This is a genomic window from Marinifaba aquimaris (genome assembly GCF_013328345.1).
GTDB classification, from domain to species: domain Bacteria; phylum Pseudomonadota; class Gammaproteobacteria; order Enterobacterales; family Alteromonadaceae; genus Marinifaba; species Marinifaba aquimaris.
Map to the genome: position 1 here is coordinate 23,783 of NZ_JABULX010000008.1, position 24,496 is coordinate 48,278.

Here is a 24,496-nt window from a genome sequence, read left to right on the forward strand (position 1 = left end):
TTAATTGTTGTTTGACATTTCCTGATTTTATACAGTGTAGATTAAAACAAAATATTTTTGAAAATAATTATCGCATAACAACATATTTATTCTTTTTGATTTATATTAGTAACTTACAATACAAAACTAAGCAATTAACTGATGACTAAAGCTGAATACGAGCACAATATTAACGATTTAGCGGACCTTATTCTGGAGTATTTACATCAACTTGGTGTGGAGTACGTATTTGGTGTACCAGGAGGGGCGATAGAGCCTTTATATAATGCTTTAGCGCGTTCTGAAAGGCGAGGGGGAATTAAGGCGATAACGGCCCGACATGAATGTGGTGCTGCATTTATGGCAGATGGTTATTACAGAGAAACGGGTAAACTAGGTGTTGTCTGTTCGACGACAGGGCCAGGCGCAACCAACTTAATTACTGGGGTCGCCAATGCTTATGTCGATAAGATTCCTATGTTGGTAATTACTGCACAAACGGCCTTACCTAAGTTTGGTAAACGCGCTTTACAAGACTCCAGCGAAACCGCTATCGATACAGTTGGTATTTTTCGCCATGTCACTCGGTTTAATTCATTTGTATCGCATGCAGAGCAATTTGAAGGCAAGTTAATCTCGGCCATCATGTCTTCTTTCCAGCAAAGTGGGCCAGCACATATCAGTGTACCGTCCGATATTTTCCAAACGGATTACGGGCACTCAGACCCGAATGTGCATATTACTAATATGATGAAAAATATTTCATTAGAAGATGCACCTTCAGTCGAAGCTTTATGTAAAGAGCTGGCCGCGGCTAAGAATGTCGCTATTTTCCTAGGTCACAACTGTGGCCGAGCTTACCAAGAGATAGCGGAATTTGCCCATATGATCAATGCGCCTTATGTAGCTGCACCAACTGGTAAACGCTGGGTCGATGAATCCGATGATCTATACGCTGGTGTTTATGGCTATGCCGGTCATGAATCTGCTAGACAATTATTTCAAGATAACGATTTTGATTTAATTTTGGCGGTCGGTACTTCATTAGGTGAAATGAGTATTGGCATGTGGGAGTCGCAAATATTAAATGAAAAACTAATCCATATTGATGAAAGTATCGAAAGTTTTGCGCGTTCCCCTATGGCTAAATTACATGTATTCGGCCACTTAGATGCCATCTTTAATAGTCTGATTGAGAGCGTTAAGGATGCAAAGTATTGGGGACGTGGCTGGAATGAAGGTTTGATTTTTAATCAGCAAGAGAAAAACTCGCTTGGCAGCTATTTTTCTTTAGTTAATGAGCAGGCTTGTTATTCTGATGATATTCCCGTTAAGCCACAGCGTTTAATGGCTTGTTTAAATGATAAGTTACCAGAATATACTCGTATTTACGTCGACACAGGCAATGCTTGGGCCTGGTGTACACATTACATGGTGACTAAGAGTAAACGTGGGCAATATCGAATTGCTATGGGCTACGGCACCATGGCTTGGGCAATTGGTTCGGCTATTGGTGGCGCTTTTGCTCAAAAGCAACAGTTAGATGGCAAACTCAATTTAAAGGTTGTGCCACATGTGTGCATTACCGGTGACGGCTCTTATTTAATGAGTGCGCAAGAGATATCCGTAGCCGCAGAGCACAACCTTCCCGTCGTTTTTATCATTTTAAATGATGCCGCCTTTGGAATGATTCGCCACGGTCAGCAACTTGCTGGTGCTGAATCTATTGGCTGGCAGCTAAACAATGTTAATTATGCTGCTTTAGCCAGAAGTATGGGCGTAGATGGCATTGAAATTACCGACCCTAAACAATTAGATGAATTAGATTTTGATACTATTTTGACAAAATGTGGGCCAACATTGATTGATGTGCGCATTGATCCGGATGAAGTACCACCCATGGCATCAAGGGTAAAAACACTTGCTGGTGAAAGTGAAGGTGAAATCGAAGTTAAAACGACGGGCTACAAATAAGCGAATGAACAGAGGATGGGAGCATAGGCTCCCATTTTTATGAAATAATTAAACCTAGCTACTTCTTTACTTGTCTACTTTTCGCTTCTCTACCCCTTGATAGTTGATATCGTCACATCGAATGGGCATAAAAGATAAAGGTGGTCTGTCTTGTTCTTCAACATGGCAAGCGTGCACACCACTGTGAACCACAGTGGTTAAAATGCGTCTACATTCTAGCGGGGTATAACCTTGATCAGACATAAATGCTGCAAAATAGCCTCCAATATTGACCGATTCATTTTTACTCGCCATCAATGCTGCATTGATATCTAGCATCAGCTGTTCATGTTCACCTATCGCAAAGCCCAGAGTGCGTGCGCGTTGAGTCATGGTCGAAACTCGTTCATCACCTGAGGCTAAAGGTCTGGCAAAGCCTGGAATATCCCCCCTGTGCTTTTTGATAATCGTTTGTGCTGATAAACCAGACTGAGATGCACTTAGCGCGCTTTGAATAAAGCCTGTGTAGTTTTCGACACAATCACCACTGCCAAACATTTTTGAATCGGCTGACAAAATACCTGATGCAACCCCTGAAGAAATGCTGCATTTTAACGTACCCGCTAATGAGCCCATGGTGTTACACCAAATACGTGGGTCTGGCCAACTAATGCAAGTGAAGAGAGAGTCTAACCATTCTCCTAATCTAGCTGAGGGGAGTTTACCGACACAATTTAGAACTAAAACTTGAAAGTAGTTTTTGTTGATAGCTAGGTCTTTCATTTGATCAAAGCCACAATTGTGTACACCCACACCGACTTGCCAGCCCCCGTGACTTGAAAATACTTTGTTGCGCCTTGCTTGCCAGTACTGCCAATGTGTTGTTTTAGTAGTCATTTGCCCCTCCGTTTGCAACGCCATTAATACTTGATTGGCAAATCGCTTGAGGTTCGATGTGGTAATTTTCTTCATCGACATAAGGCATTTCTGTGGTTGGCCTATTCGCCTTTTCAATTCCATGCGCAGCCAAACCTGGTGCTATCGCTATTTGATAAATACTGTGCCCTTGACGAGGATGAAAGCCAAGGTCACATAAAACCGCAGCGGTTAAACCTGATAGTAACCAGCCTGCATCATAGGCTTTCATTTGCTCAACTAATGCAAGGGAAAATTGCATATAAGTGCCTTGTGTATTGTAAGGTTTAAGGTAGTTGGCTAATTTAGCTGCGTAACTATCTGCACTACCGTATAAGGAGCCGAAACCAGGGATAATACTCGGGTTCTCAATGGCATCAAAATTTCCCTGACTGATGGCATTTTCAATAACATCCGCGGGTTTTTTATTACGGTTTTTTCGCAAAAAATTCATGGCGTTAAAAACATCTTCACAGCCATTATATTTACCCGATGCCACCGATAAGCTGACAGGCAAAATGTGTTGCAGTGCTGTCTTGGCGATACCTACATTCATGGCTGCGCGTGTGGCAGGGTGTCTTGGGCCTAAATTGATTAAACAGGTCAACAGTTTATCGAATAATTGCTGTTCTGCTTTACTGGGTAATTCCCCTCTAAACAGTAAAAATATCACTTCACTAAATGAGCAGTTATTCACTAAGTCTAAATGCTCATATCCGTGTAAGTGCATTGTTTCGGTGTGAAACGGGTTGTGTTCACTGGCTTCTTCTAAGGTGATTTTTGTTGGAATTGCTTCGGTGTATTGTTCTTGGCGAATTACTTCTTTAGCAAATTTAGCTGGCGGTGAAGTTGTGGTCATAGTCAGTATTACTTTATCTGGTTATTGCACGTTGATACTAAAAATAGAAAAAGGGTATACAGAATCAAGGCGAGCGTTATGCTCGCCAGTTAAATTGATTAGATCAAGTTAGATTTTAATTAAAAGGCAAAGGAAAGCTCAGCGAAGAGTTTTCGGCTATTCATTGGGTAGTCATCGGCAAAACCTAAATCTAAAGCAAAAAGCGCTGAGTTTGGTGATGGTTCTTTAATAGTTTCATCAAATAAGTTTTTCACCCCCAATCTTGCTTGCCAACGGGTGTCTGATAACCAAGATAAGGTTAAGTCTATCTCAGTGTAATCATCCACTTCGCTGCGCAGGTCTCCTGCTTGACGCTTGCGGTCACCAACGAAATAAGCTTGTGTGGCCAAATGCCAATTGCTTGTGAGCTGGTAACGTAAATCCAAGTAACTCATTAAGCCGGGAACTTGCGCTTTATCCTCGTTGATTAATGGCAGCTCGGCATCTAAATAAGACATATTCGCTGTAAGTTGAACTTGCTCGTTTATTTGCCAGCTTACTTCAACTTCTAGCCCTTGGCCATCTTGCTCACCTATATTGTTATTGGTGCCCCTATTGTTATTGGTGCCCCGGGTATCAATGACTATTAAATCTTCTGCTTGATAATTAAAGATGTTTAATAAAGCCGTTAAGCTTGGGTGAGGGCGATAATCAAAGGCAAGCTCTATTGTTTCTAAGGTCTCAGGGTTTAGGTCTGGGTTACCCAGGGTTGCTGGGTTATTGATATAAGCAAGCTCAGATACGTTAGGTGCTCTAAACGCCGAACCATATAATAACTTACTGGTTAATTTATCTGAGGTATTCCAAACTAGGGCTAATCTCGGATTAGTCGTTGAGCCAAAATCTGAATATTGGTCATACCTAATCCCCGCCGTTAACTCCCAATTGTCTGTGAACTTCCACTCATCTTGAATCGATATATACCAAAGATCGCGCTCGTAACTGGGGCTGTAGATGTATGGGGTACCCGTGACATCAACTAAGGTATCCGCTTGATAAAGCACAGGGATGAAATCTGGTGGTAAACTCGCTACATCTAGTACGCCAGGTCCAAAGTTCTTTATCTCTCCAATATCGGTTAACTCTGTTTTTTCGCCACCGAGTTCCATTCTAAAACGGTGTTTATGAATACTGTAAACACCAGATACACTGGCTCTGGTGCTTTTTGTTCTACCACTTGGGTTACCAATTGCACCATCTGGGAAGTTAATTAAGGTACCACCAGTAAACAAATTACCATCGTCACCCACAATCCAAGTACCATCTGGTAAAGCAGGGTCAATGGCTCTATCTTCAGGTAGAAGCTTAAAATAAGCATCGCTGTGCGTGGTGAAGTATGAGAGTTTTGCACTCATTTCTAATTTATCTGATAGGTTGGTATTCCATTCTAATTGGCTTTTGAACGCGTCAGTTTTATCAATATCGACATCACTGCCCCAAATACTGGCGCCAACACCCATGTACTGCTCTATACCCCAATACCAAGTTTTCAGGCTGAAGTCCTGATAAGCTGCATTCAGATGAATGTTATTAAGCTCACTTTTTCTATTAAGCACACCATACTGAGTGATTTGTTCATCATCTTTTCCTTCTTCTTGTCGGGTGTAAGAAAAAGCTAAAGTTAAATTATCAATTTGCGTATTGCCGATGAGCCAAAAGGCTTTGTGATCAAATGAACCCACTTCACCCCCGAGTTTTAGTGCTGTACCTGCTGAAGCCTGCTTGGTGATGATATTGATCACCCCGCTGTAGGCATTGGCACCGTAAACAGCTGAACCTGGACCTCGGATGATTTCAATACGTTCAATGAAGTGAGTGGGGTACTTAAAGGCAACTGGGTTACTCCACTGTGAAATGTCATTAATAGGGGTGCCATCAATTAGCATTAATGTTTGAGATGTGGAGGTGCTTTGAATACCTCTAATAGCAAACATGTTGCCCAATCTAAATTCAGATTTCATCACGTGTAAACCTGGCACTCTTTCGACCGCTTCAGCTAGGGTTAATGCACCTGTCGCTTTAATATCCGCAGCCGTGATTACCGACACTACAGCAGGGGCTTCAGATAACTGTTTTGCCGTACCGGTTGCCACTTTTACCTGTAGCATATCCGCCAAGTCCATGGACAAAAGTTGTTTGTATTTAGGTGTGGTATCTGCCCATACCCAACTCGAAAATGTGCCTAGAAATACGAGTGCTAACGTTCGAGTTTTCATACTAGGATTAACTTCCTTTTTATTATTTTTAAGGGGCTTTTAAGGGTCATTATTTAATTATTTTTTTATTATATTCAATAATCTATGTTTTTAATGAACATTCTAATATCAAGCATAACTAAACATAGACTAACTTGGGTAAATAATTAGTTTTTTTTAATAATTAGTTTATAAATATATGAGCGAAGCTAAATTTGGGATGCTTTTGTGGTTGATATTTTTCAAGAAGATTTAAAAGGTTTACGCGGGCAGTTGGAAGATATAGATAGAGATATCATTCAACTATTAAGTAAGCGGAAAAAGATAACCGATGATATCGTTAAATTTAAATCGCAGCAGCAGGCTAAAGTGTTTACCCCTGCAATTGAAGAGGCCATATTGACTTGGCGTGGAGAGATGGCTGATGAACACAAGCTATGTAAAGATTTAATTGTTGATGTCTTTCGTTTGGTTTTATTTGATGCTTATCATTTAAGCTGTACTTCTCATCAAAAAGTACAAAAAGGTGAAGCTATAAAGCAGCTCCTCTTTATTGGCGATAGTCAGCCTATGGGTACCTTGTTTAGCGATCTACTCTCACGTAGTGGTTACCAGTGTTTAACGATTAACGCTATAACACAATTGTTACCAAGCGAACTTGAGCAGTGCTCAGCCATCTTTATTACCGACTCACTTAAATCGACGTTAGATACCTTGGTAACTGACTACAAACTGCGAACCGATACATTAATTGTCAATGTTGATCAGGTTGATACGGATTCGATGAGTTATTTAACCGAGCGATACCTAGGGCCGAGTGTAGGGTTAAACCCTATGTTCTCCGCTTCGAGTAAAGCTATTACAAAAGAAGTGGTCTTCATTTGCCACGGCAATATGCCGACTCGATATGTTTGGCTAGTAGAACAATTGAAAATGTGGGGACTAACCACCATTCACGCACCAACAACTGAGCACGATCAGTTGATGCTGAGTAAAAGCGTACTGAATCAATTTACTGTGTTGTTTCACGCCATGAAGCTTATGACACAAGGTGTTGATTTAGAACAGCTCTTAAATACCACAGGTCCACATTACCGGCTACAACTGGTATTAATGGGGCAGTATTTTTCAAAATCTAAACAACTTAAGCTTGATACCTTAATGACCCCAGATGCGATAGCGTTTTTCAAATCTTGCGAGCAAGAGATGGCAAGGCTCGTTAGCCTGCTTGAGAATGGCGAGCGAGAACAGCTCGAGAAGTTGATCACAGATATCCAAGCTTGGTTTGGTGAGTATGCCGATAAATTTGACGATGAGAGTAACAGGCTAAGTCGATTACAACCGCTTAACGATACCCAGGATATGCTAGGTTAATATTATTGGCTGGCGTTTTTAGTCGCGATAAAGGAAGTAGCGCGCTTAATCGGGGAAGCGCGCTTTTACTTCTCTGAATAGCTCAATATTTTCAAATAATAACTCAACCAAGTGTGGGTCAAAGTGTTTGCCTTTTTGTTCTGTTATAAATGCGAGCACCTTTTGCTCTGGCCATGCCTGTTTATAACAACGCTCATGACTTAAAGCATCAAAGACATCCGCAAGAGCGGTGATTCTGCCCGCGATATGAATTTCTTCGCCTTTTAAGCCGTTTGGATAGCCCGTTCCATCCCACTTTTCATGGTGTTGCCCAGCTACGATAGCGCCAACTTTAAGTACTTGGTTATTTGATTTATTTAATATTTCTGCGCCATGAGTAGCGTGGGTTTTCATCACTTCCCATTCTTCCGGAGTCAGTTTACCTGGTTTGTTTAAGATCAAATCTGGTATGGCTATTTTTCCTATATCGTGAAGTGGCGCTGCCGCTTTTAGATGGTTAGAAAAAAGGGCGGGCAATCCTAGTTTTTGCGACAAAATATAGCAGTAATGTGCTACTCGTCTAACATGGCTTCCTGTTTCTTGAGAACGTTTTTCTACCGCTTCGCCTAAGATGTAGGAGATCTCTTTTTGCGACTCTTGTACGGTTAAACGCAAACTCATATTTTCATATGAAACCGCGACACTATTAGAAAAGTGTTCCAAAAGATTGTGCTCGACGATACTCAGTGGTTTTGGCGAACTGACATACATCAGGTTTTGAGTACCGCTTTTGGTTTTGAAATACCCAACAAAACTTTCATCATTGCGGATAGATTGTTGACTATCCATTGCTTGTTGGTATGCATCTTTAACATTTTCGGGTAGTTGCTGGTAATCAAGCTCTTGTAGTTTATCAGTATTTGTGACGGCTAAAATTTTGAACTGAGTGTCATTGCCCAAACCTGTGTTATGAACAATACAGCAGTAGATATCACTATCATCGACTTGGGCAACGCCTCTGACATGCGCGAATAGGTTTGATGAAAACTCGTGATGTGAAGAGGCTTCTTGAAATTTATTGGTTGCGGCAATGACTTGAGCTAAACCGTTTTTATTACGTTCTAAATCGCATAAGTCTCTGTAAGATCGCAATGCGGTGTAACAGCTGTTTTTTAGTTTACTGGCCGTGAGCTCAGTTTTATTTCGATAATCGTTGATATCGTAATTGCGGATGACTTCATCTTCTGGCGCAAATCCAGGTTGCCCCGTTCTTAATATTAAACGTGATGTTTTGTTGTTTAACACATCTCGGATTGTTTTAACCAGTTCCAAACCAGCATCATCAGATTCCATGACTACGTCGATAAATACCAGAGCAAAGTGATTATTCTCGGTTAATATCTCAAGTGCTTGTTGGGCTGAAAAAGCACTGGTTATCTGGATTTTTCGCTCTTCAAATTCAAACGTCTTTAATGCTATTTGCGTTGAATGGTGTATGTCTTCATCATCATCTACAACGAGGACATGCCAAGGTGCTTTTTGCGGACTAAGTGTTTTGGGTTCTTCATCATAAAAATCACTGAAGTCGTCATCAAGTATGTCCATATTACTATCCAAAAAAGCCTCACTTAGCTGCTAAAAAATGCATTGTTTTCACAACTTAATGTTATCCGCTATCAACAACTTAACACAATTAATAAACTATATATAAAAGGGGATTTTAAAAATGTATACAAGCTAAATATTCCGCTTCATACCCTTTAACTGTCAAGTAAAATTATAGCTAATTCATTAAATTTTCGACCTTTTTTACTAAAATTAACCTACTTACCGAGATTGAGAGAGCTGATTACTTATCTCTAGTTATGGTTGGTTTATCGCAGCATTCCCTCGCACCTTTAAGCTAAGCGCTAAATTTTTTTATATTAATAAAAATTAAGGTTTAAAGATGAAAAAACAGCTTGTTATTGCAGTGTTGGCATTAGGACTATCCGCTTGTTCTAGCGTGGTACCGACCGCGACTGAGACAGCGTTTATCGAACGAAAGCACTTTGGAAACTGGGAGCAAGGTTGGGGTTATACTCAAGTGGTTAAAATAGGTGATCGACTTTTATTATCTGGCTTAACCGGTGAGGGTACTAACATGTCGCAGCACCTTACACATATCTATGGAACATTATCTGAAATACTAACAGAATATAACTTAACACCAGAAAATGTGGTCATGGAAAGAGTGTTTACAACCGATATCGAAGCTTTTAAACAAACAAAAGATGTTAGGTTGGTTTTTACAAAAAAAGTTTGTACCCAGCTGCTACCTGGGTGCAAGTAGAAAGGTTGTTTGCTGAGCAACATATACTCGAAATAGAATTTGAGTTAGCTGCAGGCTCTGGTAACTAAGTTATTGAATTTAGATATTTTTAGCGCTGTAGCCAAAAATTAATTTGTTGTTAATTTAATCATTTTTATTATTAATAAATTTTAATTATATTTGTTGATCTTTTGTTAATCAGGTGCTTTTATTGTTATCGATTTGTTTGTTTAGTGTGTTTTAAAGAGCGCGGATTTTTGTTGTAGCCTCAGTTAGGGATAACGCATTAGGTGGTTCAAGCGAATGGAATGAGCCAACAGGTTTTTGGCTCGGTCATAAAAAACGTATAACAAAATAAAAAGAGAGCACTATGACTCGCACATCTAAAATCGCATCAGCTATCGCTTTAGCTTTGTGTTCAACTCAAGCCGTTTGGGGGGCTAATTGCCCGGATATTAATACCTACCCAGATTTCCCTCAACTCGCTTGGGATGGCTCGCCAAGTCATGCGAATACGGGTGATCAAATCATTCACAACGATATCATTTGGCAAGCCAATTGGTGGACTAACTCTGAACCTAGTGATAATAACAGTAGCTGGCAAAACTTAGGTCCTTTGGACTGTGCAAAAGACCCAGTAAAGCCTAACGGCACTGCTTTATTTGACGGCAGTCACTGGATTATACAGAAATTCACACCACGAGATTTGAAGCGTTTTTATAGGTTTAAACCAGCTATCGTGCAAGACGGTGACCATGCTATTTGCGCAGTAAACGATTTTGTTAATCCAGAAATTCCACAATGTACAGATGAGATTGTCTGGCCCGATGGCGCTCAAATTGACCTTTCATTAAAGAATTACACTGATATATGTGAGCTTTTTAATGACCCTACGCTGACTTATAACCACGTTCTAGAGGGCGGTTTTATTCATATTACCGAATTATGCTCAGATTGGAGGGTTGAAGAATTTGCAGTGACAGGTTTATCCGATATTGAAGATCTTACGCAGACTGTATTTGAAACTACATTACCAGAGATAAGCATTGCGACATGGCAAAATAATGCACCAGCGGCCTATGCCATGCAGCACGACGATTGGTGTGGCGGTATTGCGCCTGGTATTTTAGAGCACGTATACCCTGAAGTGAGCCAGCGTGGCCTTACGACTTCAGTTGGTGTAGTGGCCGGTAATTGTTCTGTTGAAGAGTGGCAACAGGCTAAAGACTTTGTTGATGCTGGGTTTAGTATTTTTAACCATTCGATGACACATGGCTTTAACGATGCACCATCTTGGGATCCTGATGCGGCTATCACTTGGGATGACACCGAAGAAATTCATCAAACCAATATGCTGATAAAGCAGAATACTGGTTTTGTGCCGAGTGTATTTGGAATTCCATATGGTATTTGGAGTAGCAAGAGCGATGACTATGTTAAGCAATATATAGGTATCACAGGTTTGCGTGCACCAACTTTTGTTGATGGTGAGTTCAATGTAAGTAATGGGATTAACGCTGCAGATAACTTCGATAATTACCGTGTTTTAGGTAATTTATATGATGATCAGTGGAGCCCGTATAACCTCAATAATGAAGGTGCGGCTAAGATCACTAGCTACTTAGACGAAACCATTGCTCAAGGTGGCTTTGGTTTACAGTATTTCCATGGTGTTAATGACAATTCATACCACAGTGTACCATTAGCGGATTATCAAACGTTCCTCGATTACTTAAAAGTAAAAGTGGATAACAACGAAGTTTGGTTAGATACGCCTGAAAATATTATTAAATACCTGACGGTGAAGGATAACTGCCAAGCAGAGATTACTGCGATACCTTTTGGCTATGTAATAGACTTTGATACTAATATTAATCGCGGCTGCCATACGGGGGACTTACCGCTAACATTAAATATGAAAGTACATAAAAAAGTTGCCAAAATCACCTCGTTGAATGAAAACATCAGTTTTGAGCAAACAGATGATGTGGTCACTATGACAACGCCCGTCAATAGGCCGATTGTCGTTATATTACACAACACACCGGCTGATTCTCTAGACGGTTGTTTGAACCCAGCTTATGAGCCCGGAAAAACCTATAACTGGGGCGATCGTGTTAACTACCTCGGTCAAAATTGGCAAGCAAACTGGACTATCGACATCTCTCCTAGTGACTCACATTGGGGAGCATGGAGTAAGGTCACTGAGTGCCAATAACCTCATTAACTTACTAAGGTTAATTTCTTGCTATTTAAATAGAGATAAAAAGGGGTAATTTTTTGCCCCTTTATTCTATTTTTGCAAGTACCCCCAAGCTTTACTCATACAAAAATAAAAGCTGTCGACAGGTTCGTTCAACACGTGTCATACAAAATAAAAGAGATAACGACTATGACCCATATTTCTAAAATAGCAGCTGCAGTTGCGCTTGCTACTTGTGCAACATCATCTGCATTTGCAGCCCAGTGTTCTGATTTTAATTACTACCCAGACTTTCCACAGTTAACCTGGGATGGCCAACCAAGTCATGCAGATAAAGGTGACCAATTAGTTCACAATGGCATTATATGGCAAGCAAATTGGTGGACTAATTCTGAGCCATCCGCTGAAGATAACAGCTGGAGTAATGTCGGCTTGATGAGCTGCATTGATAAACCAATCGACCCCAATTCGACCGTTCTTGATGATGGTAAAGAGTGGATTGGATATAAGTACACCAGCAGTGACGTCAACGGTATTTATTCTTTCTCTCCTGCACTAATGAAAGATAGGTTTTTCCCTATTTGCACGGTCAAAGACTATTATTCTAATTTCAATGCGCCTGAATGTGCTGATATTGCAGATACCATGGAGTGGCAACCTGAAGATGATGTCAGTCTTATGCTAACTTATAGCGTAAGTGATTGCTACTTCGATAGTTTTAGCGCTTCTATGAGTTATGTCGATGAAGATGGCTTTGTAGGTTTAGTCGCCACTTGCCTTGATTGGGTTAAATACGATTATGATTTTGTACCCTTACCCGAAGTAGCAGAACTCAATGATGTAATGTTTGAAACTGAAATACCCCAAGTTAGTATTGCGACTTGGCGAAATGATGCACCTGCTGCCTATGCAATGCAGCACGATGACTGGTGTGGTGGTATTGCTCCGGGGATTTTAGAGCACGTTTACCCTGAAGTGAGTGAGCGCGGCTTAACTACATCGATTGGTGTAGTTGCTGGAAGTTGTACCGAGCAAGAATGGCAACAGGCAAAAGATTTTGTTGATGCTGGCTTTAGTATTTTCAATCACTCGATGACCCATGCTTTTAATGATGCACCGCCTTGGGATCAGAATTTAACAACGAATTGGAATGACCAAGAGCAAATCCATCAGAGCAATATGGCGATTGCTGATAACACGGGTTATGTGCCTAGTATGTTTGGTATTCCATATGGTATCTGGCGTTCTGAAAGTGATCATTACATGCAAAAGTACCTAGGAATAAGTAGTTTGCGGGCACCTAGCTTTGTCGATGGCCAATTTAGTCAAAGTCATGGAATTAATGCGGCTGACTTTGCTGATAATTATCGCATTCTAGGTAACTTGTACGACGATGATTGGAGCCCTTATAACCAAGCGCATGACGGCGCTGCAAAAATTACTAGCTACTTAGATGACACTATTGCTTCTGGCGGCTTCGGTTTGCAGTACTTCCACGGTGTTAATGATGGTTCATATCACAGTGTACCGCTTGCAGATTATCAAACGTTTTTAGATTACTTAAAAACAAAAGTCGATAACGGTGAAGTTTGGCTCGATACCCCGGAAAACATTATTAAGTACCGCAATTTAAGAGATGAATGTCAGGCAGAAGTAAAGGCTATTCCCTATGGTTATTTGATTGAATTTAATACCGGAATAAACAACTGTCACGCTGGTAGTTTACCTGTCACCTTAAAAATGGATATTGATAAAAAAGTAAAACACGTATCGGGCAGTCTTGGCAGCTCATTTGAGCAAGTCGGTAAAACGCTATCTATCACCACTGCAATTGATGACCCGATTATTGTCGTGTTAACCAATTTGCCAGTAGAGCCTGTAAATACTTGTAATGAGCCTGCTTACCAGAGTGGTCAAACTTACAATTATGGCGATAAGGTTAGCTACCAAGCTCAGATATGGCAGGCCAAATGGACGGTTGATGTCGCACCAAGTGATCAACATTGGGGGGCTTGGGTCAAGGTCGAAGATTGCAATTAAGGGATTGAGTTCTTATCGAACAGATAAAGAAAATAGTTAGATAATACAAAAGGGGAAAGTTACTGATACTTCCCCTTTTTCTGTTAATGGGGGGCCTGATTGTATGTGAGTTCAAAGCGAGCTCTATTTTCATCGCCTTGCCAATTAGCAATAACCTTGGTTTGGATTCCCACGTCGTAATGTTCTGCCATACCTTGTAAAACCCCATTCACTAAGTCAAACATTCTTCTTGGCGAGCAATAATATAAACAGGCTTGGGTTTCATTAACGACTTCATATTGGAACGTTGGCGGCTTGGCATCTGGGTAGAGTTTAGTCAGCTCGACTTTGTGTAACTCATCTAAATTTTTTAATACATGAGCAGGGTGGGGGAAATCGGTAAATTCACTGGGCAGTAATTTTATTAATTTCGGGTATAACCATTTTCCAAACTCAAACTGTGCGGTTTCCATTGTAATCCCCAGTTTGGCAATGGTGTGATTGACGATTTCTAGTAGGTGCTCATCTGGATAATTTTCGGTTCTAACAAAACTACTGCTGGTATCAAAAGAACATTGGTCGAGGATTTCATACAAGGTGTCTTCGTCACTGACTTGGCTGATGAAATCTTCGAGCAGGTTAAAAATGTGTCCCTTCATTTAACTCTCCTGTGGTTCGCATTTTGGTAAAACGACAATAAAGGTTGAACCTCTACCTATCTCACTATGTACTTTTATTTCGCCCTGGTGCTTTTTAACGATATCGTTGCAAATGTAAAGCCCGATACCTGTGCCTACTCCAACGGGTTTGGTCGTAAAAAAAGGATCAAATAATTTTAAAGCCGTGGCTTTATCCATTCCTGAGCCATCATCTTCAAAGCTAATTTCTATATGTTGGGCAAACTCTTTTGAGCGAATAATAAGTCGCCCTTTTTCTTTAATAGCTTGACCTGCATTGATGATAAGGTTCAGAAAAACTTGGCTGAGTTTGGTGGCATCGGCGTAAAAATCGTTAGGACAATTAAAGTCTGTTTCAACTACAACATGGTACTTGAGTTGGTTTGCAGTCAAGTTGAGTGTTTCAATTAACAGCTCATCAACACAAACATAATCAAACTCTTCACTGCCTTCTCGTGAATATGCCTTTAAATCACCAACAATACTGGTAATTTTTTGCATACCTTTAAGTGTTGTACTTATTAACGCTGGCATATCTTCTAAGATGAAATTGAGATCGTGCTCTTCTATTAGGTTGTGGTATTGCGAACGTTTAAATTGTTCCTGATTATCCAGTGTTTGATGGCATTGCTCAATACTTTCAATATAGTTGTTTAAAGTATTTAAATTACTGACTACGTAGCCTGCGGGTGTATTGATTTCATGAGCGACCCCTGCGGCGAGTAGACCTATCGAGGCTAGCTTTTCCTGTTGAATTAATTGCACTTCATGGTTTTTTAATGAAGCTAACGCGTCAGTTAGCTTTTGATTCAGTTGATAAAGCTCTCGAGCCTTAGATTCAAGTAATTGCTCTGCATGTTCTCGCCCGCCTTGTTCGCGAGCCAGTTTTCTTTTTAGTAAGTTAATTTGTTTAATTAAATCAGATTCATCCATGCGAGGAGTCATTCAATCGGTGTCTGGAAAAAGTATGGTTGCCAGGGGAGCTTTATTCAAGCTGTTAGCGATTTATAAATAAAAAAGCACTACGAAAAGTAGTGCTTTTTTGTAAGAGCGTTTTAGCTATTTTAGTAGCTAACAAATTTGTACTGACGATATTCAGGCGACCAAAAGTTTTTGTTGATCCATTTATTGAGATCGTCGTCACTGATTTCGAGTGCTAGTGATTGCGCTTGTGCAACTTTACCAATCTTAAATGCAATTTTTTTACTCAAGGTACTAATTTGATTAAGCTCAGGTAGTAAATGTGGTGAGCCATCATTGGCCATAGGTGATTCGTCTGCGAGTGTTTTACTCGCAGCCATGAGCATTTCTTCGCTGATTTTTTTCGCTTTAACTGCTAATACCCCTAAACCAACTCCAGGGAAAATATAACTGTTATTACACTGAGGTATTTGGAAGGTTTTGCCTTGATACTCTATTGGCTCAAATGGGCTGCCCGTTGCAATAATGGCGTTTCCATCAGTCCATTCAATCACTTTTTCTGGATGAGCTTCAATTTGTTTTGTAGGGTTACTCAAAGGAAAGACAATAGGTTTGTCGCAGTATTTATACATGGTGCGAATGACTTGTTCGGTGAATAACCCTTTTTGACCGGATACACCTATGATTATCTGTGGCTGGGCACAGTTGATCACATCGAGTAATGCAGCATAATCGCCACTGAAATTCCAATCTTGAATGTCTTCTGGCTTTTGGGTCAGCTTTTGCTGGAAGTCTCTTAGTCCTTGCATGCCTTCGGTTAATAAACCGTGTTGATCAACCATAAAGATTTGTTGCCTAGCTTGTGCTTCTGTCAAACCCTCTGAAACCATCTGACTAATAATCTGTTCGGCAATACCACAACCGGCTGAGCCTGCTCCTACAATGACGACTTTCTGCTGTTTTAACTCCCGGCCCTGACAACGGCATGCCGCCATTAATGTGCCGACGGTAACGGCAGCCGTACCTTGAATATCATCGTTAAAACAGCAGTATTTACCTTGATATCGCTTTAATAATGGCATGGCATTGGCTTGAGCAAAATCTTCAAATTGGATCATGACATCTGGCCAACGGTCTTTTGCGGCGCGCATAAACATATCGACAAACTCGTTATATTCGTCACCAGAAATACGTTTGTGCTTAGCCCCCATGTACATTGGGTCTGTTAGGAGTTGTTCGTTATTCGTGCCTACATCTAACATCACAGGTAGACAGTATGCAGGGCTGATACCCGCACAGGCGGTATACAGGGACAGTTTACCTATCGAAATCCCCATTCCACCTATACCTTGATCGCCAAGTCCTAAAATACGCTCACCGTCTGTTACGACAATGATTTTAACTTTGCGCTTGGTCGCGTTTCGTAAAATATCGTCTATTGAATCGCGCTCTGAATATGAGATAAACAAACCACGCGAGTTGCGGTAGATATCAGAAAACTGCTCACAAGCATCTCCCACCGTAGGGGTGTAAATGATAGGGATCATTTCTTCTAGGTGATCTTGTACTAGGCGATAGAATAAAGTCTCGTTGTTATCTTGAATCGCTCTGAGATAAATGTGCTTGTGGATACTGGTATCAAAACTTGAATACTGCATGTATGCGCGATCGACTTGCTCTTCAATGGTTTCATAGCGAGGAGGGATCAAGCCAAGCAGATTAAACGTTTTACGTTCTTGTTCGCTGAATGCACTGCCTTTATTTAGCAGGGGAGTCTCTATTAAAGAAGGGCCGGAATAGGGAATATACAGCTGTCTTTTAGTTGTCATTTTTGTGCCTAATTGAGTGTCTTGTGTAAGGACAATTAAAATAGATCGATTTGTTCAACCGCTTAGGGTGAACAATTAGCACTGCTTGAGCCGAGCGAGATACTCGCAATTCGTTTTGTTATTAGTAGCCAATCAAGTAGCTTTTATTGAAGGCATAGCATTGAGGCTAAGTATAGCTTGCTATTTTTTTTTGATGTTTGGATTAAGCGTTAATTAATGTTTTGTAAAATTAACGATTTGTAACTTATTGAAGACAAAGCAGTATATTTTATTCTTTTTGTATAATTGAATTTACAACACAAAAGAGCGGGCCTGTTCAAGCCCTGCAAAGATCCATCTCAAACTAAAATACTTGTAATAAATACCTATTAGTCTGCCTTAGAAGCTTCTCAGAATAGCTTTTATTATCTATATTTTATTAATCTGGCGCTCAAAATAGCATCAGTTCACCCCCGTTAGCAGTACAGGTTGTAGTTCCCATGTCAGCTGAGCAAAAGAAAACCATCATAGTTGTCGATGATTTGCCGGAAAATATCAGCATTTTAATCGCTGCCTTAACACCAGAATACACAGTATTAGGTGCCACCTCGCAAGCGCAATTGATGACCTTACTCGACAAAGATATCGCACCAGATCTGATATTGCTCGATATTGTGATGCCTGATTGTGATGGTTATCAAGTTTGTTGTCAGCTAAAAAGCATGGACAAAACAGCAGATGTGCCGATTATTTTTGTCACGTCCAAAAAAGAAACAAAAGATGAAAAGAAAGGGTTTGAAGTAGGCGCCGTTGACTACATTACTAAGCCAATAGAGCCCGTTGTGGTTAAAAGCAGAGTCAAAACTCATATTGATTTATACCGCAATACTTTGGCTTTAAAAGAGCATATCCATCAGCAAGAAGTCAGAGAACGAGAGTTATTGGCTATCAAAGAGGAACTCGCTGAACTTGCTTCGTCTGACCCACTGACAGGGCTTAAAAACAGACGCTGCTTTTTTGAAGGTGCAGAAAAAGAGTTTTTGCGGTTTAAACGTTTATCTGCCTCTTTTACCGTGCTAATGATCGATTTAGATAACTTCAAGAGCATTAACGATACCTATGGCCATGCTGCAGGTGATTTAGTCCTTAAAGCGTTTGCTGAACTGACTCAAGGGCTTTTTCGAGATTACGATATTGTCGCCCGCTTTGGCGGAGAAGAGTTTGTTATTTTATTACCTGAAACCAACTGTGATTCTGCTTTTAGAGTCGCTCAAAGGTTGCGTTCGCAAACGGCCAAGCACAAAATCACTTACCAAGATTACCGAATTAAATTAACTGCGAGTATTGGTATAGCGGAAGTTGAAAAAGCAGATGTTGATATTAACGCTTCGATAGAACGAGCAGATAACGCTGTTTACTTAGCTAAAAAGCAGGGAAGAAACCAAGTAATTGTTTCTCATTGATAGATAAATGTCAGGCAAAAAAAAAGCAGTCAGGGGAGACTGCTTGGAACAAACAACTTTGGGTATGTGTCAAGTTCTAACCTAACTCGCGTTAAGCTGTACACATCATATCGAGCTTTTGATCATTATGCTGTGTCATTGAGCGATGCTCGTTTGTCATTAATCTCAGCTTGCTATACTGGAACAATAAATAGCGAGATTAGAATGATATTTCACCTCAATCTAATCGCTAAACTCAATCATACTAAATGGATATTTGATGTACTTACCTCTGGCAATTCTTGCCTTATTTGCTTTTTTATTCAGCATTACGGCTGGTCGTATTGAAAAAACACCTATTTCAGGCCCTATTATTTTTATCAGTTTTGGGCTTTTGATGGGGCCTTATGGTTTAGGCTGGCTTGAACTGGAAACGACAGCTACTGAGCTGAAAATTATGGCTGACTTGGCTTTAGCTATGTTGTTGTTCTCTGATGCCGCTAATGTAAACAAGGTGGCGCTTAAATCAGGTTTGCATTTACCGGTACGAATGCTGACAGTTGGTTTATTGGGAGCAATTGCATTAGGAACGGGAGTAGGCTGGTTGATTTTCGACGAGTTCAGTATTTGGCAGTGTGCAATTTTAGCTACTATGTTAGCGGCAACGGATGCTGCATTGGGTAAAGCGGTTATCACTCATCCCAGTGTTCCCAGTCGAATTAGTACAACGATTAATGTGGAAAGCGGTTTAAATGATGGTCTGTGTGTTCCAATATTATTTGTTTTTATCGCTCTAGCGACAGCAAGCTCGGGTAATGAAGGGCCAAGTTTGATGGTACTGCATTTAGTGTTAAAAGACGTAGGGTTTGGGGTATTCGTTGGCGTTGGCTTTGCTTTTGTCGGTACTAAAGTCGCGATAAAGGCGTTACAAAAGGGTTGGCTAAATGAATTGTGGGGGCAACTCCCAGTGACCATGATGGCCTTGGTATGTTTTGCTGCAGCAGACTCTTTAGGTGCAAGTGGCTATATTGCTGCTTTTTCTGGTGGCTTAGTTTTTGGTTATCTTGCACGAGCAAAAACACATGATTGGGTACTGAATACAGAGGGTATAGGCGAAACGTTTAGTATGCTCACTTGGGTTTTATTCGGCTCTGTCGTGGTTGTTGCTGTATTAAAAGCTTTTTCTTGGTCAGTATTTGTCTATGCATTACTGAGCTTAACGCTCATTCGCATGTTCCCTGTTGTACTGTCTTTAATTGGAACCGGTGAGCGCTTACAAGATAAATTATTTTTGGCTTGGTTTGGCCCAAGAGGGCTTGCCAGTATCGTTTTTGCGATAATCGTTATCAATAAACAAGTACCTGGAGCACAGATGTTTGCAGTTATTGTTGGCTATACCGTTTTGATAAGTGTGCTGTTACACGGTTTAACAGCTAATCCGCTAATAAATAATTTGTTTAACGGCAACAAAAAATAGGCATAAAAATCCCAGCTAAACTGGGATTTTTTAAATCTGAATAGGCTTTTAGTGACTAGATACCTGAGCCACCTTCGTGCAGACCACATTCGCGTTTTAGGCCGAAAAAGCGTGTCTCTTCTTCACTCATACCTAACTCTAGTGGGCGAGATGTATGCCAATCACCAACAGAAACATAACCTTTGTCCCATAACGGGTGATAAGGTAATTCGTGCTCTTTTAAGAAAAAGTGCACATCGCGGTTAGTCCAATCGACGATCGGATTCACCTTGTAACGACCTGCTGAGATTTGTAGCACAGGTAATTCAGCACGAGAGCTCGCTTGATCACGGCGCAAACCCGTAAACCAAACTTTAGCATCCAAATCTTCAAGTGCACGAGCCATTGGCTCAACTTTGTTCATTTGGTTGTACTTCTCGATACCTTCGATACCTTGCTCCCATAATTTACCGAAGCGGTTTTCTTGCCAAGCAGGGCTTAGCTCAGAGCGATAAACCATTAAGTTAAGGTTTAAACGTTCTGTTAACTCATCGATAAAATCATAGGTTTCACTAAACAAGTATCCTGTATCGGTTAAGACAACAGGGATATCAGTCTTGAATAGGGTACACATACGCAACATTACCGCGGCTTGAATACCAAAGCTAGACGATAATATTTGTGTATCAGGCAAGTTCTCAACAGCCCAAGACACACGCTCTTGCGGCGTCATGTCTGCAAGTCGAGCATTAGCTTCGCTTAATGCTTGAACTTGCTCTTCTCGGCTAGCTGATAATAAAGCCTGAAAATCCGTTTTAGTTTGCGGCATGAAACTCTCGACCGTCATAAACTGCATTTACAAAGCCTTTGCGAACAACGAAATCACCAAAGCGTTCGTTCTCTTCACGTTCTTTGCTGTATTGTTCAAATAAGCTATCCACTTCGGCTAAGATCTCCTCTTCACCGATGTTTTCTTTATACATTTGGTTCAAACGCGTACCGCGACCATCTGCACCTAAGTACATGTTGTACTTACCAGGGCCTTTACCTACGAAACCTAATTCAGCTAAGAAAGGACGACCACAGCCATTTGGACAACCCGTCATGCGGATAACTGTTTCTTGGTCTGCAACGCCGTGTTTTTCGGCTAAAACGTCAAACTTCTCGATTAAGCGAGGTAAGTAACGCTCAGCTTCAGCCATGGCTAATGCACATGTTGGTAAAGCAACACAAGCAATGCTGTTTTCCATTAATGGCGATAGTACTTTACCCAGTAAACCGTATTTGCGGCACATGCCTTCGATTTCTGCTTTGTCTTCTTCAGCAACGTTAGCAATGATTAAGTTTTGGTTTGCCGTCATGCGGTATTCACCCTTGTGAACCTTTGCAATCTCGCGTAAACCTGTCTTAATTGGTTGACCTTCTTTATCAACGATACGACCTGCTTCAATGAATAAAGTCAGGTGCCATTTATTGTCGATACCTTTGATCCAACCCATGCGGTCGCCTTGCTGAGTGAATTCAAACTCACGCTCAGCTTCGAACTTAATGCCAGTACGCTTTTCCGTTTCTTCACGGAATTTGTCTACACCTAATGTATCAACTGTGTACTTGGTACGGGCGTTCTTACGATCAACACGGTTACCAAAGTCACGTTGAACTAACATAACAGCTTCTGCAAACGCTAACGTGTCTTCTGGCTTGATGAAACCTAAGATACGCGCTAATTGTGGGTATGTTTCAGTATCGCCATGCGTTGAACCCATACCACCACCAACAGCCACGTTGAAGCCTTCTAAACCGCCTTCTTCATTGGCAATAGCAATGAAAGATAAATCGTTTGCGCTGATATCTACATCATTGTGTGGAGGTACAGCCACTGCGATTTTGAATTTACGCGGTAAGTAGTGCTTGCCGTATACCGGCTCTTGATCTTCCTCAGATGCGTGAATTTTTTCTTCGTCTAACCAAATCTCGTAGTAAGCACGTGTTTTTGGTAACAAGTGCTCAGAGATTTTTACTGACCAGTCGTATGTCTCAGCGTGTAAGCGAGAATCTACTGGGTTTGTGTTACACATAACGTTACGGTTAACGTCACCACAGGCAGCGATTGAATCTAAACCTGCTGCACAGATACCTTGGATAAGCGGCTTTAAGTTGCGCTTTAAGATGCCGTGGTACTGGAACGTTTGACGTGTCGTTAAACGCAATGAACCGTAATCTGTTAAATCTTCTGCAATTTTTTCAATGGCTAACCATTGTTCCATAGTGGCAACACCACCTGGAACACGCGCACGTAACATGAATGTGTGCTTTGGCTCTAATTTTTGCTTACGACGTTCGTCACGAATGTCACGGTCGTCTTGCATGTAGAAACCGTGGAATTTTGTTAACTGTGTGTCGTCATCGGCAACAGCGCCAGTTGTTTGGTCGGCTAAGCTTTCTTCAATCGTTCCGCGAAGATAGTTACTATTGTCCTTTAAGTATTCGTTAACCGCTAAACCTTCAGGTAGTTTTTTATCACTCATTAGTAAACATCTCTCTGGTAACGTTTGTTCTTACGAAGCTCAGTCACATAAGCTTCAGCGTCTTCTTGGCTCTTGCCACCTTGCTCGGCAACAATTTTTACTAAGGCATCATGTACATCTTTAGCCATGCGAGATGCATCACCACAAACGTAGAAGTAAGCGCCTTTTTCAAGCCATTGCCATAATTCTTCAGCTTTTTCTAACATGCGATCTTGTACGTATACTTTTTCTGCTTGGTCGCGAGAGAAAGCTAAGTCGATGTTATTTAATACACCGCGTTTTAAGTAGTCTTGCCACTCAACTTGGTATAAGAAATCTTCTGTAAAGTTCGGGTTACCGAAGAATAACCAAGTTGGCGTTTCTAATTCGTTAGCGTCGATTTCTTGTACGAAAGCGCGGAATGGTGCTACACCTGTACCTGGACCTACCATGATTACAGGGGCGTTAGTGTCTTCTGGTAAACGGAAGTGAGAATGTTCAACAAACACTTCAACTTCACCGCCTTCTTCAAGACGCTCTGATAAATAACCAGAACAACCGCCAAAGTGCTCTTCACCAAATGCATCATATTTGACTAAACCAACCGTTAAGTGAACTTCTTCTTCCACTTCAGCTTGGCTAGATGCAATTGAATACAAACGAGGTGTAATCGGACGTAAACAAGATAAGAATTGCTCAGCTGTTAATTTTGCTGCGTGTTCGCGTACGATATCGATGATTTGACGACCGTCGATATATTCACGTAAAGCGGCTCTGTCTTCAGCTAATTTAGCTAAGTCAGCGTTGGCTGTTAATTCTGCATATTTTGCAACAAAACCAGGATGAGATAAGGTTAACTCATAGTGACGTGCTAACGCTTCAACAACCGTTACTTCGTTATCAGCAACTTTTACTTTTTCATCTGCCGATAAGCCCACTTTTTCGATTAACTCGCTAACGATCTTTTCATCGTTGCGGAACCAAACGCCTAAAGAGTCGCCTGGCTGGTAAGTTAAACCAGAATCTTCTAAAGAAATCTCAAAGTGGCGGATGTCTTTTGAAGAGTCACGGCCTGTGATCTTTTGATTTGTTTCTAATGTCGCTTTAAAAGGGTTCTTTTTGTTGTATTGGCTAGCTTGGGCCGGAGCAACTGAACCTACAACTGCCTGTGCTACTGGTGCAACGCCTGCTGATAATTCATCGCTCATTTTAGCGATAACATCTTCAATCCAAGCTGCAGCCTCTGCTTCGTAGTCAACGTCACAATCAACGCGAGGTGCAATTGAAGTTGCGCCTAGTTTTGCAAAACGCTCATCGAAATCTTTACCTGTTTGGCAGAAGAACTCATATGAAGAATCACCTAAAGCAATAACAGAGTATTTAACATCGGCTAATTTTGGCGCTTTTTTACTTGCTAAAAACTCATGTAACTCAATAGCATCATCTGGCGCATCGCCTTCACCTTGAGTACAAACAGCAATTAAAACATGCGTTTCTTTTTTCAAGTCTTTTGGCTTGTAATCTGCCATCGACACTAATTTTGTATTTAAGCCTTTTGCTTTAGCTGCGTCGAAAGCTTGCTGAGCTACACCTTTAGTATTGCCTGTTTGTGAGCCATAAAGAATTGTTAATTGACCAGCAGGAGCGGCAGCTTGTGGCTGAGCGGCGGAACCTGCAACAGCACCGTCTTGTGCTGATAAACCGTAAAGATAACCACTTACCCAAGCCAATTGGTTTGGAGAAAGCTGGCTAACGACTTGCTGTAATTGAGCAGCCTGATCAGCACCTAGTGGGCTAATCAAATTGTTGTTTTGCTTAAGCGTCATGGTAAAGCTGTTCCCAGTTGAAGATGCACTTAA

The 24,496-nt window shown here is 41.0% G+C and carries 17 protein-coding genes; 7 read left to right on the plus strand and 10 right to left on the minus strand.

What is annotated here, in order from left to right; genetic code table 11:
- Window positions 1–141 precede the first annotated feature (141 nt).
- Complete coding sequence (locus HR060_RS07165; RefSeq protein WP_174199614.1) at window positions 142–1,953, plus strand: thiamine pyrophosphate-binding protein; 1,812 nt, start codon at window positions 142–144, stop codon at window positions 1,951–1,953.
- 66 nt (window positions 1,954–2,019) lie between these two features.
- On the opposite strand, the gene HR060_RS07170 is transcribed toward HR060_RS07165, so the two are convergent.
- From HR060_RS07170 to HR060_RS07180, 3 genes are all read right to left on the minus strand, one after another.
- On the minus strand, window positions 2,020–2,829 hold the full coding sequence (locus tag HR060_RS07170; RefSeq protein WP_174199615.1) for a citrate synthase family protein: 810 nt from the start codon (window positions 2,827–2,829) through the stop codon (window positions 2,020–2,022).
- A complete protein-coding gene (locus tag HR060_RS07175) occupies window positions 2,819–3,706 on the minus strand; it encodes a citrate synthase family protein (RefSeq protein ID WP_174199616.1) in 888 nt (295 codons plus the stop codon). The genes HR060_RS07170 and HR060_RS07175 overlap by 11 nt, the downstream gene beginning before the upstream one ends.
- Before the next feature lie 119 nt (window positions 3,707–3,825).
- Window positions 3,826–5,961 (minus strand): TonB-dependent receptor plug domain-containing protein, encoded by a 2,136-nt coding sequence (locus HR060_RS07180; RefSeq protein WP_174199617.1) that lies wholly within the window; start codon window positions 5,959–5,961, stop codon window positions 3,826–3,828.
- Window positions 5,962–6,168: 207 nt separating this feature from the next.
- Here HR060_RS07180 and HR060_RS07185 point away from each other — a divergent pair, with 207 nt between their 5' ends.
- Window positions 6,169–7,314, plus strand: a complete 1,146-nt coding sequence (locus HR060_RS07185) for a chorismate mutase (protein ID WP_174199618.1) — start codon at window positions 6,169–6,171, stop codon at window positions 7,312–7,314.
- Between the two features lie 45 nt (window positions 7,315–7,359).
- Here HR060_RS07185 and HR060_RS07190 read toward each other — a convergent pair whose 3' ends face one another.
- Window positions 7,360–8,898 carry an HD domain-containing phosphohydrolase gene (locus HR060_RS07190; RefSeq protein ID WP_217434887.1) on the minus strand — a complete coding sequence of 513 codons (1,539 nt, stop codon included), beginning with the start codon at window positions 8,896–8,898 and terminating at the stop codon, window positions 7,360–7,362.
- A gap of 343 nt (window positions 8,899–9,241) precedes the next feature.
- On the opposite strand from HR060_RS07190, the gene HR060_RS07195 reads away from it, so the two are divergent.
- The 3 genes from HR060_RS07195 to HR060_RS07205 all read left to right on the plus strand — a co-directional run bounded on the left by HR060_RS07195 (window position 9,242) and on the right by HR060_RS07205 (window position 13,847).
- Window positions 9,242–9,625, plus strand: coding sequence for a Rid family hydrolase (locus HR060_RS07195; RefSeq protein ID WP_174199619.1), 384 nt, complete (start codon window positions 9,242–9,244; stop codon window positions 9,623–9,625).
- A gap of 349 nt (window positions 9,626–9,974) precedes the next feature.
- Window positions 9,975–11,822: a cellulose-binding domain-containing protein gene (locus HR060_RS07200; RefSeq protein ID WP_174199620.1), complete on the plus strand. Its 1,848-nt coding sequence runs from the start codon at window positions 9,975–9,977 to the stop codon at window positions 11,820–11,822.
- A 174-nt stretch (window positions 11,823–11,996) separates the two neighbouring features.
- Window positions 11,997–13,847 (plus strand): cellulose-binding domain-containing protein, encoded by a 1,851-nt coding sequence (locus HR060_RS07205; protein WP_174199621.1) that lies wholly within the window; start codon window positions 11,997–11,999, stop codon window positions 13,845–13,847.
- An 83-nt stretch (window positions 13,848–13,930) separates the two neighbouring features.
- Here HR060_RS07205 and HR060_RS07210 read toward each other — a convergent pair whose 3' ends face one another.
- From HR060_RS07210 to HR060_RS07220, 3 genes are all read right to left on the minus strand, one after another.
- A complete protein-coding gene (locus HR060_RS07210) occupies window positions 13,931–14,485 on the minus strand; it encodes a heme NO-binding domain-containing protein (RefSeq protein WP_174199622.1) in 555 nt (184 codons plus the stop codon).
- On the minus strand, window positions 14,486–15,436 hold the full coding sequence (locus HR060_RS07215; RefSeq protein WP_174199623.1) for a sensor histidine kinase: 951 nt from the start codon (window positions 15,434–15,436) through the stop codon (window positions 14,486–14,488). It abuts the gene before it with no gap.
- A gap of 131 nt (window positions 15,437–15,567) precedes the next feature.
- Window positions 15,568–17,253 (minus strand): NAD-dependent malic enzyme, encoded by a 1,686-nt coding sequence (locus HR060_RS07220; RefSeq protein ID WP_174199624.1) that lies wholly within the window; start codon window positions 17,251–17,253, stop codon window positions 15,568–15,570.
- A gap of 479 nt (window positions 17,254–17,732) precedes the next feature.
- Between HR060_RS07220 and HR060_RS07225 the strand changes: the two genes are divergently transcribed.
- Entirely contained in the window at window positions 17,733–18,695 is a 963-nt protein-coding gene (locus HR060_RS07225; RefSeq protein ID WP_174199625.1) for a diguanylate cyclase, read from the plus strand.
- Between the two features lie 259 nt (window positions 18,696–18,954).
- Window positions 18,955–20,151, plus strand: a complete 1,197-nt coding sequence (locus tag HR060_RS07230) for a cation:proton antiporter (RefSeq protein WP_174199626.1) — start codon at window positions 18,955–18,957, stop codon at window positions 20,149–20,151.
- A gap of 55 nt (window positions 20,152–20,206) precedes the next feature.
- Here the strand turns inward: HR060_RS07230 and HR060_RS07235 are convergent, their stop codons facing one another.
- The 3 genes from HR060_RS07235 to HR060_RS07245 are packed head-to-tail and all read right to left on the minus strand — an operon-like array spanning window position 20,207 to window position 24,463.
- Complete coding sequence (locus HR060_RS07235) at window positions 20,207–20,959, minus strand: phosphoadenylyl-sulfate reductase (protein WP_174199689.1); 753 nt, start codon at window positions 20,957–20,959, stop codon at window positions 20,207–20,209.
- Window positions 20,946–22,658 carry an assimilatory sulfite reductase (NADPH) hemoprotein subunit gene (cysI, locus tag HR060_RS07240; RefSeq protein ID WP_174199627.1) on the minus strand — a complete coding sequence of 571 codons (1,713 nt, stop codon included), beginning with the start codon at window positions 22,656–22,658 and terminating at the stop codon, window positions 20,946–20,948. Before cysI ends, HR060_RS07235 begins: the two co-directional genes overlap by 14 nt.
- The gene (locus tag HR060_RS07245) at window positions 22,658–24,463 is read right to left on the minus strand and encodes an assimilatory sulfite reductase (NADPH) flavoprotein subunit (RefSeq protein ID WP_174199628.1); all 1,806 of its coding nucleotides are present in this window, start codon (window positions 24,461–24,463) and stop codon (window positions 22,658–22,660) included. Before HR060_RS07245 ends, cysI begins: the two co-directional genes overlap by 1 nt.
- Between the last annotated feature and the right edge of the window lie 33 nt (window positions 24,464–24,496).

What these genes read in the sequence shown, in the direction of transcription:
- HR060_RS07165 (WP_174199614.1), top strand. Translation starts at nt 142, where the DNA reads ATGACTAAAGCTGAATACGAGCACAATATTAACGATTTAGCGGACCTT.
- HR060_RS07170 (WP_174199615.1), bottom strand. Translation starts at nt 2,829, where the DNA reads ATGACTACTAAAACAACACATTGGCAGTACTGGCAAGCAAGGCGCAAC.
- HR060_RS07175 (WP_174199616.1), bottom strand. Translation starts at nt 3,706, where the DNA reads ATGACCACAACTTCACCGCCAGCTAAATTTGCTAAAGAAGTAATTCGC.
- HR060_RS07180 (WP_174199617.1), bottom strand. Translation starts at nt 5,961, where the DNA reads ATGAAAACTCGAACGTTAGCACTCGTATTTCTAGGCACATTTTCGAGT.
- HR060_RS07190 (WP_217434887.1), bottom strand. Translation starts at nt 8,898, where the DNA reads ATGGACATACTTGATGACGACTTCAGTGATTTTTATGATGAAGAACCC.
- HR060_RS07195 (WP_174199619.1), top strand. Translation starts at nt 9,242, where the DNA reads ATGAAAAAACAGCTTGTTATTGCAGTGTTGGCATTAGGACTATCCGCT.
- HR060_RS07200 (WP_174199620.1), top strand. Translation starts at nt 9,975, where the DNA reads ATGACTCGCACATCTAAAATCGCATCAGCTATCGCTTTAGCTTTGTGT.
- HR060_RS07205 (WP_174199621.1), top strand. Translation starts at nt 11,997, where the DNA reads ATGACCCATATTTCTAAAATAGCAGCTGCAGTTGCGCTTGCTACTTGT.
- HR060_RS07210 (WP_174199622.1), bottom strand. Translation starts at nt 14,485, where the DNA reads ATGAAGGGACACATTTTTAACCTGCTCGAAGATTTCATCAGCCAAGTC.
- HR060_RS07215 (WP_174199623.1), bottom strand. Translation starts at nt 15,436, where the DNA reads ATGGATGAATCTGATTTAATTAAACAAATTAACTTACTAAAAAGAAAA.
- HR060_RS07220 (WP_174199624.1), bottom strand. Translation starts at nt 17,253, where the DNA reads ATGACAACTAAAAGACAGCTGTATATTCCCTATTCCGGCCCTTCTTTA.
- HR060_RS07225 (WP_174199625.1), top strand. Translation starts at nt 17,733, where the DNA reads ATGTCAGCTGAGCAAAAGAAAACCATCATAGTTGTCGATGATTTGCCG.
- HR060_RS07230 (WP_174199626.1), top strand. Translation starts at nt 18,955, where the DNA reads ATGTACTTACCTCTGGCAATTCTTGCCTTATTTGCTTTTTTATTCAGC.
- HR060_RS07235 (WP_174199689.1), bottom strand. Translation starts at nt 20,959, where the DNA reads ATGCCGCAAACTAAAACGGATTTTCAGGCTTTATTATCAGCTAGCCGA.
- cysI (WP_174199627.1), bottom strand. Translation starts at nt 22,658, where the DNA reads ATGAGTGATAAAAAACTACCTGAAGGTTTAGCGGTTAACGAATACTTA.
- HR060_RS07245 (WP_174199628.1), bottom strand. Translation starts at nt 24,463, where the DNA reads ATGACGCTTAAGCAAAACAACAATTTGATTAGCCCACTAGGTGCTGAT.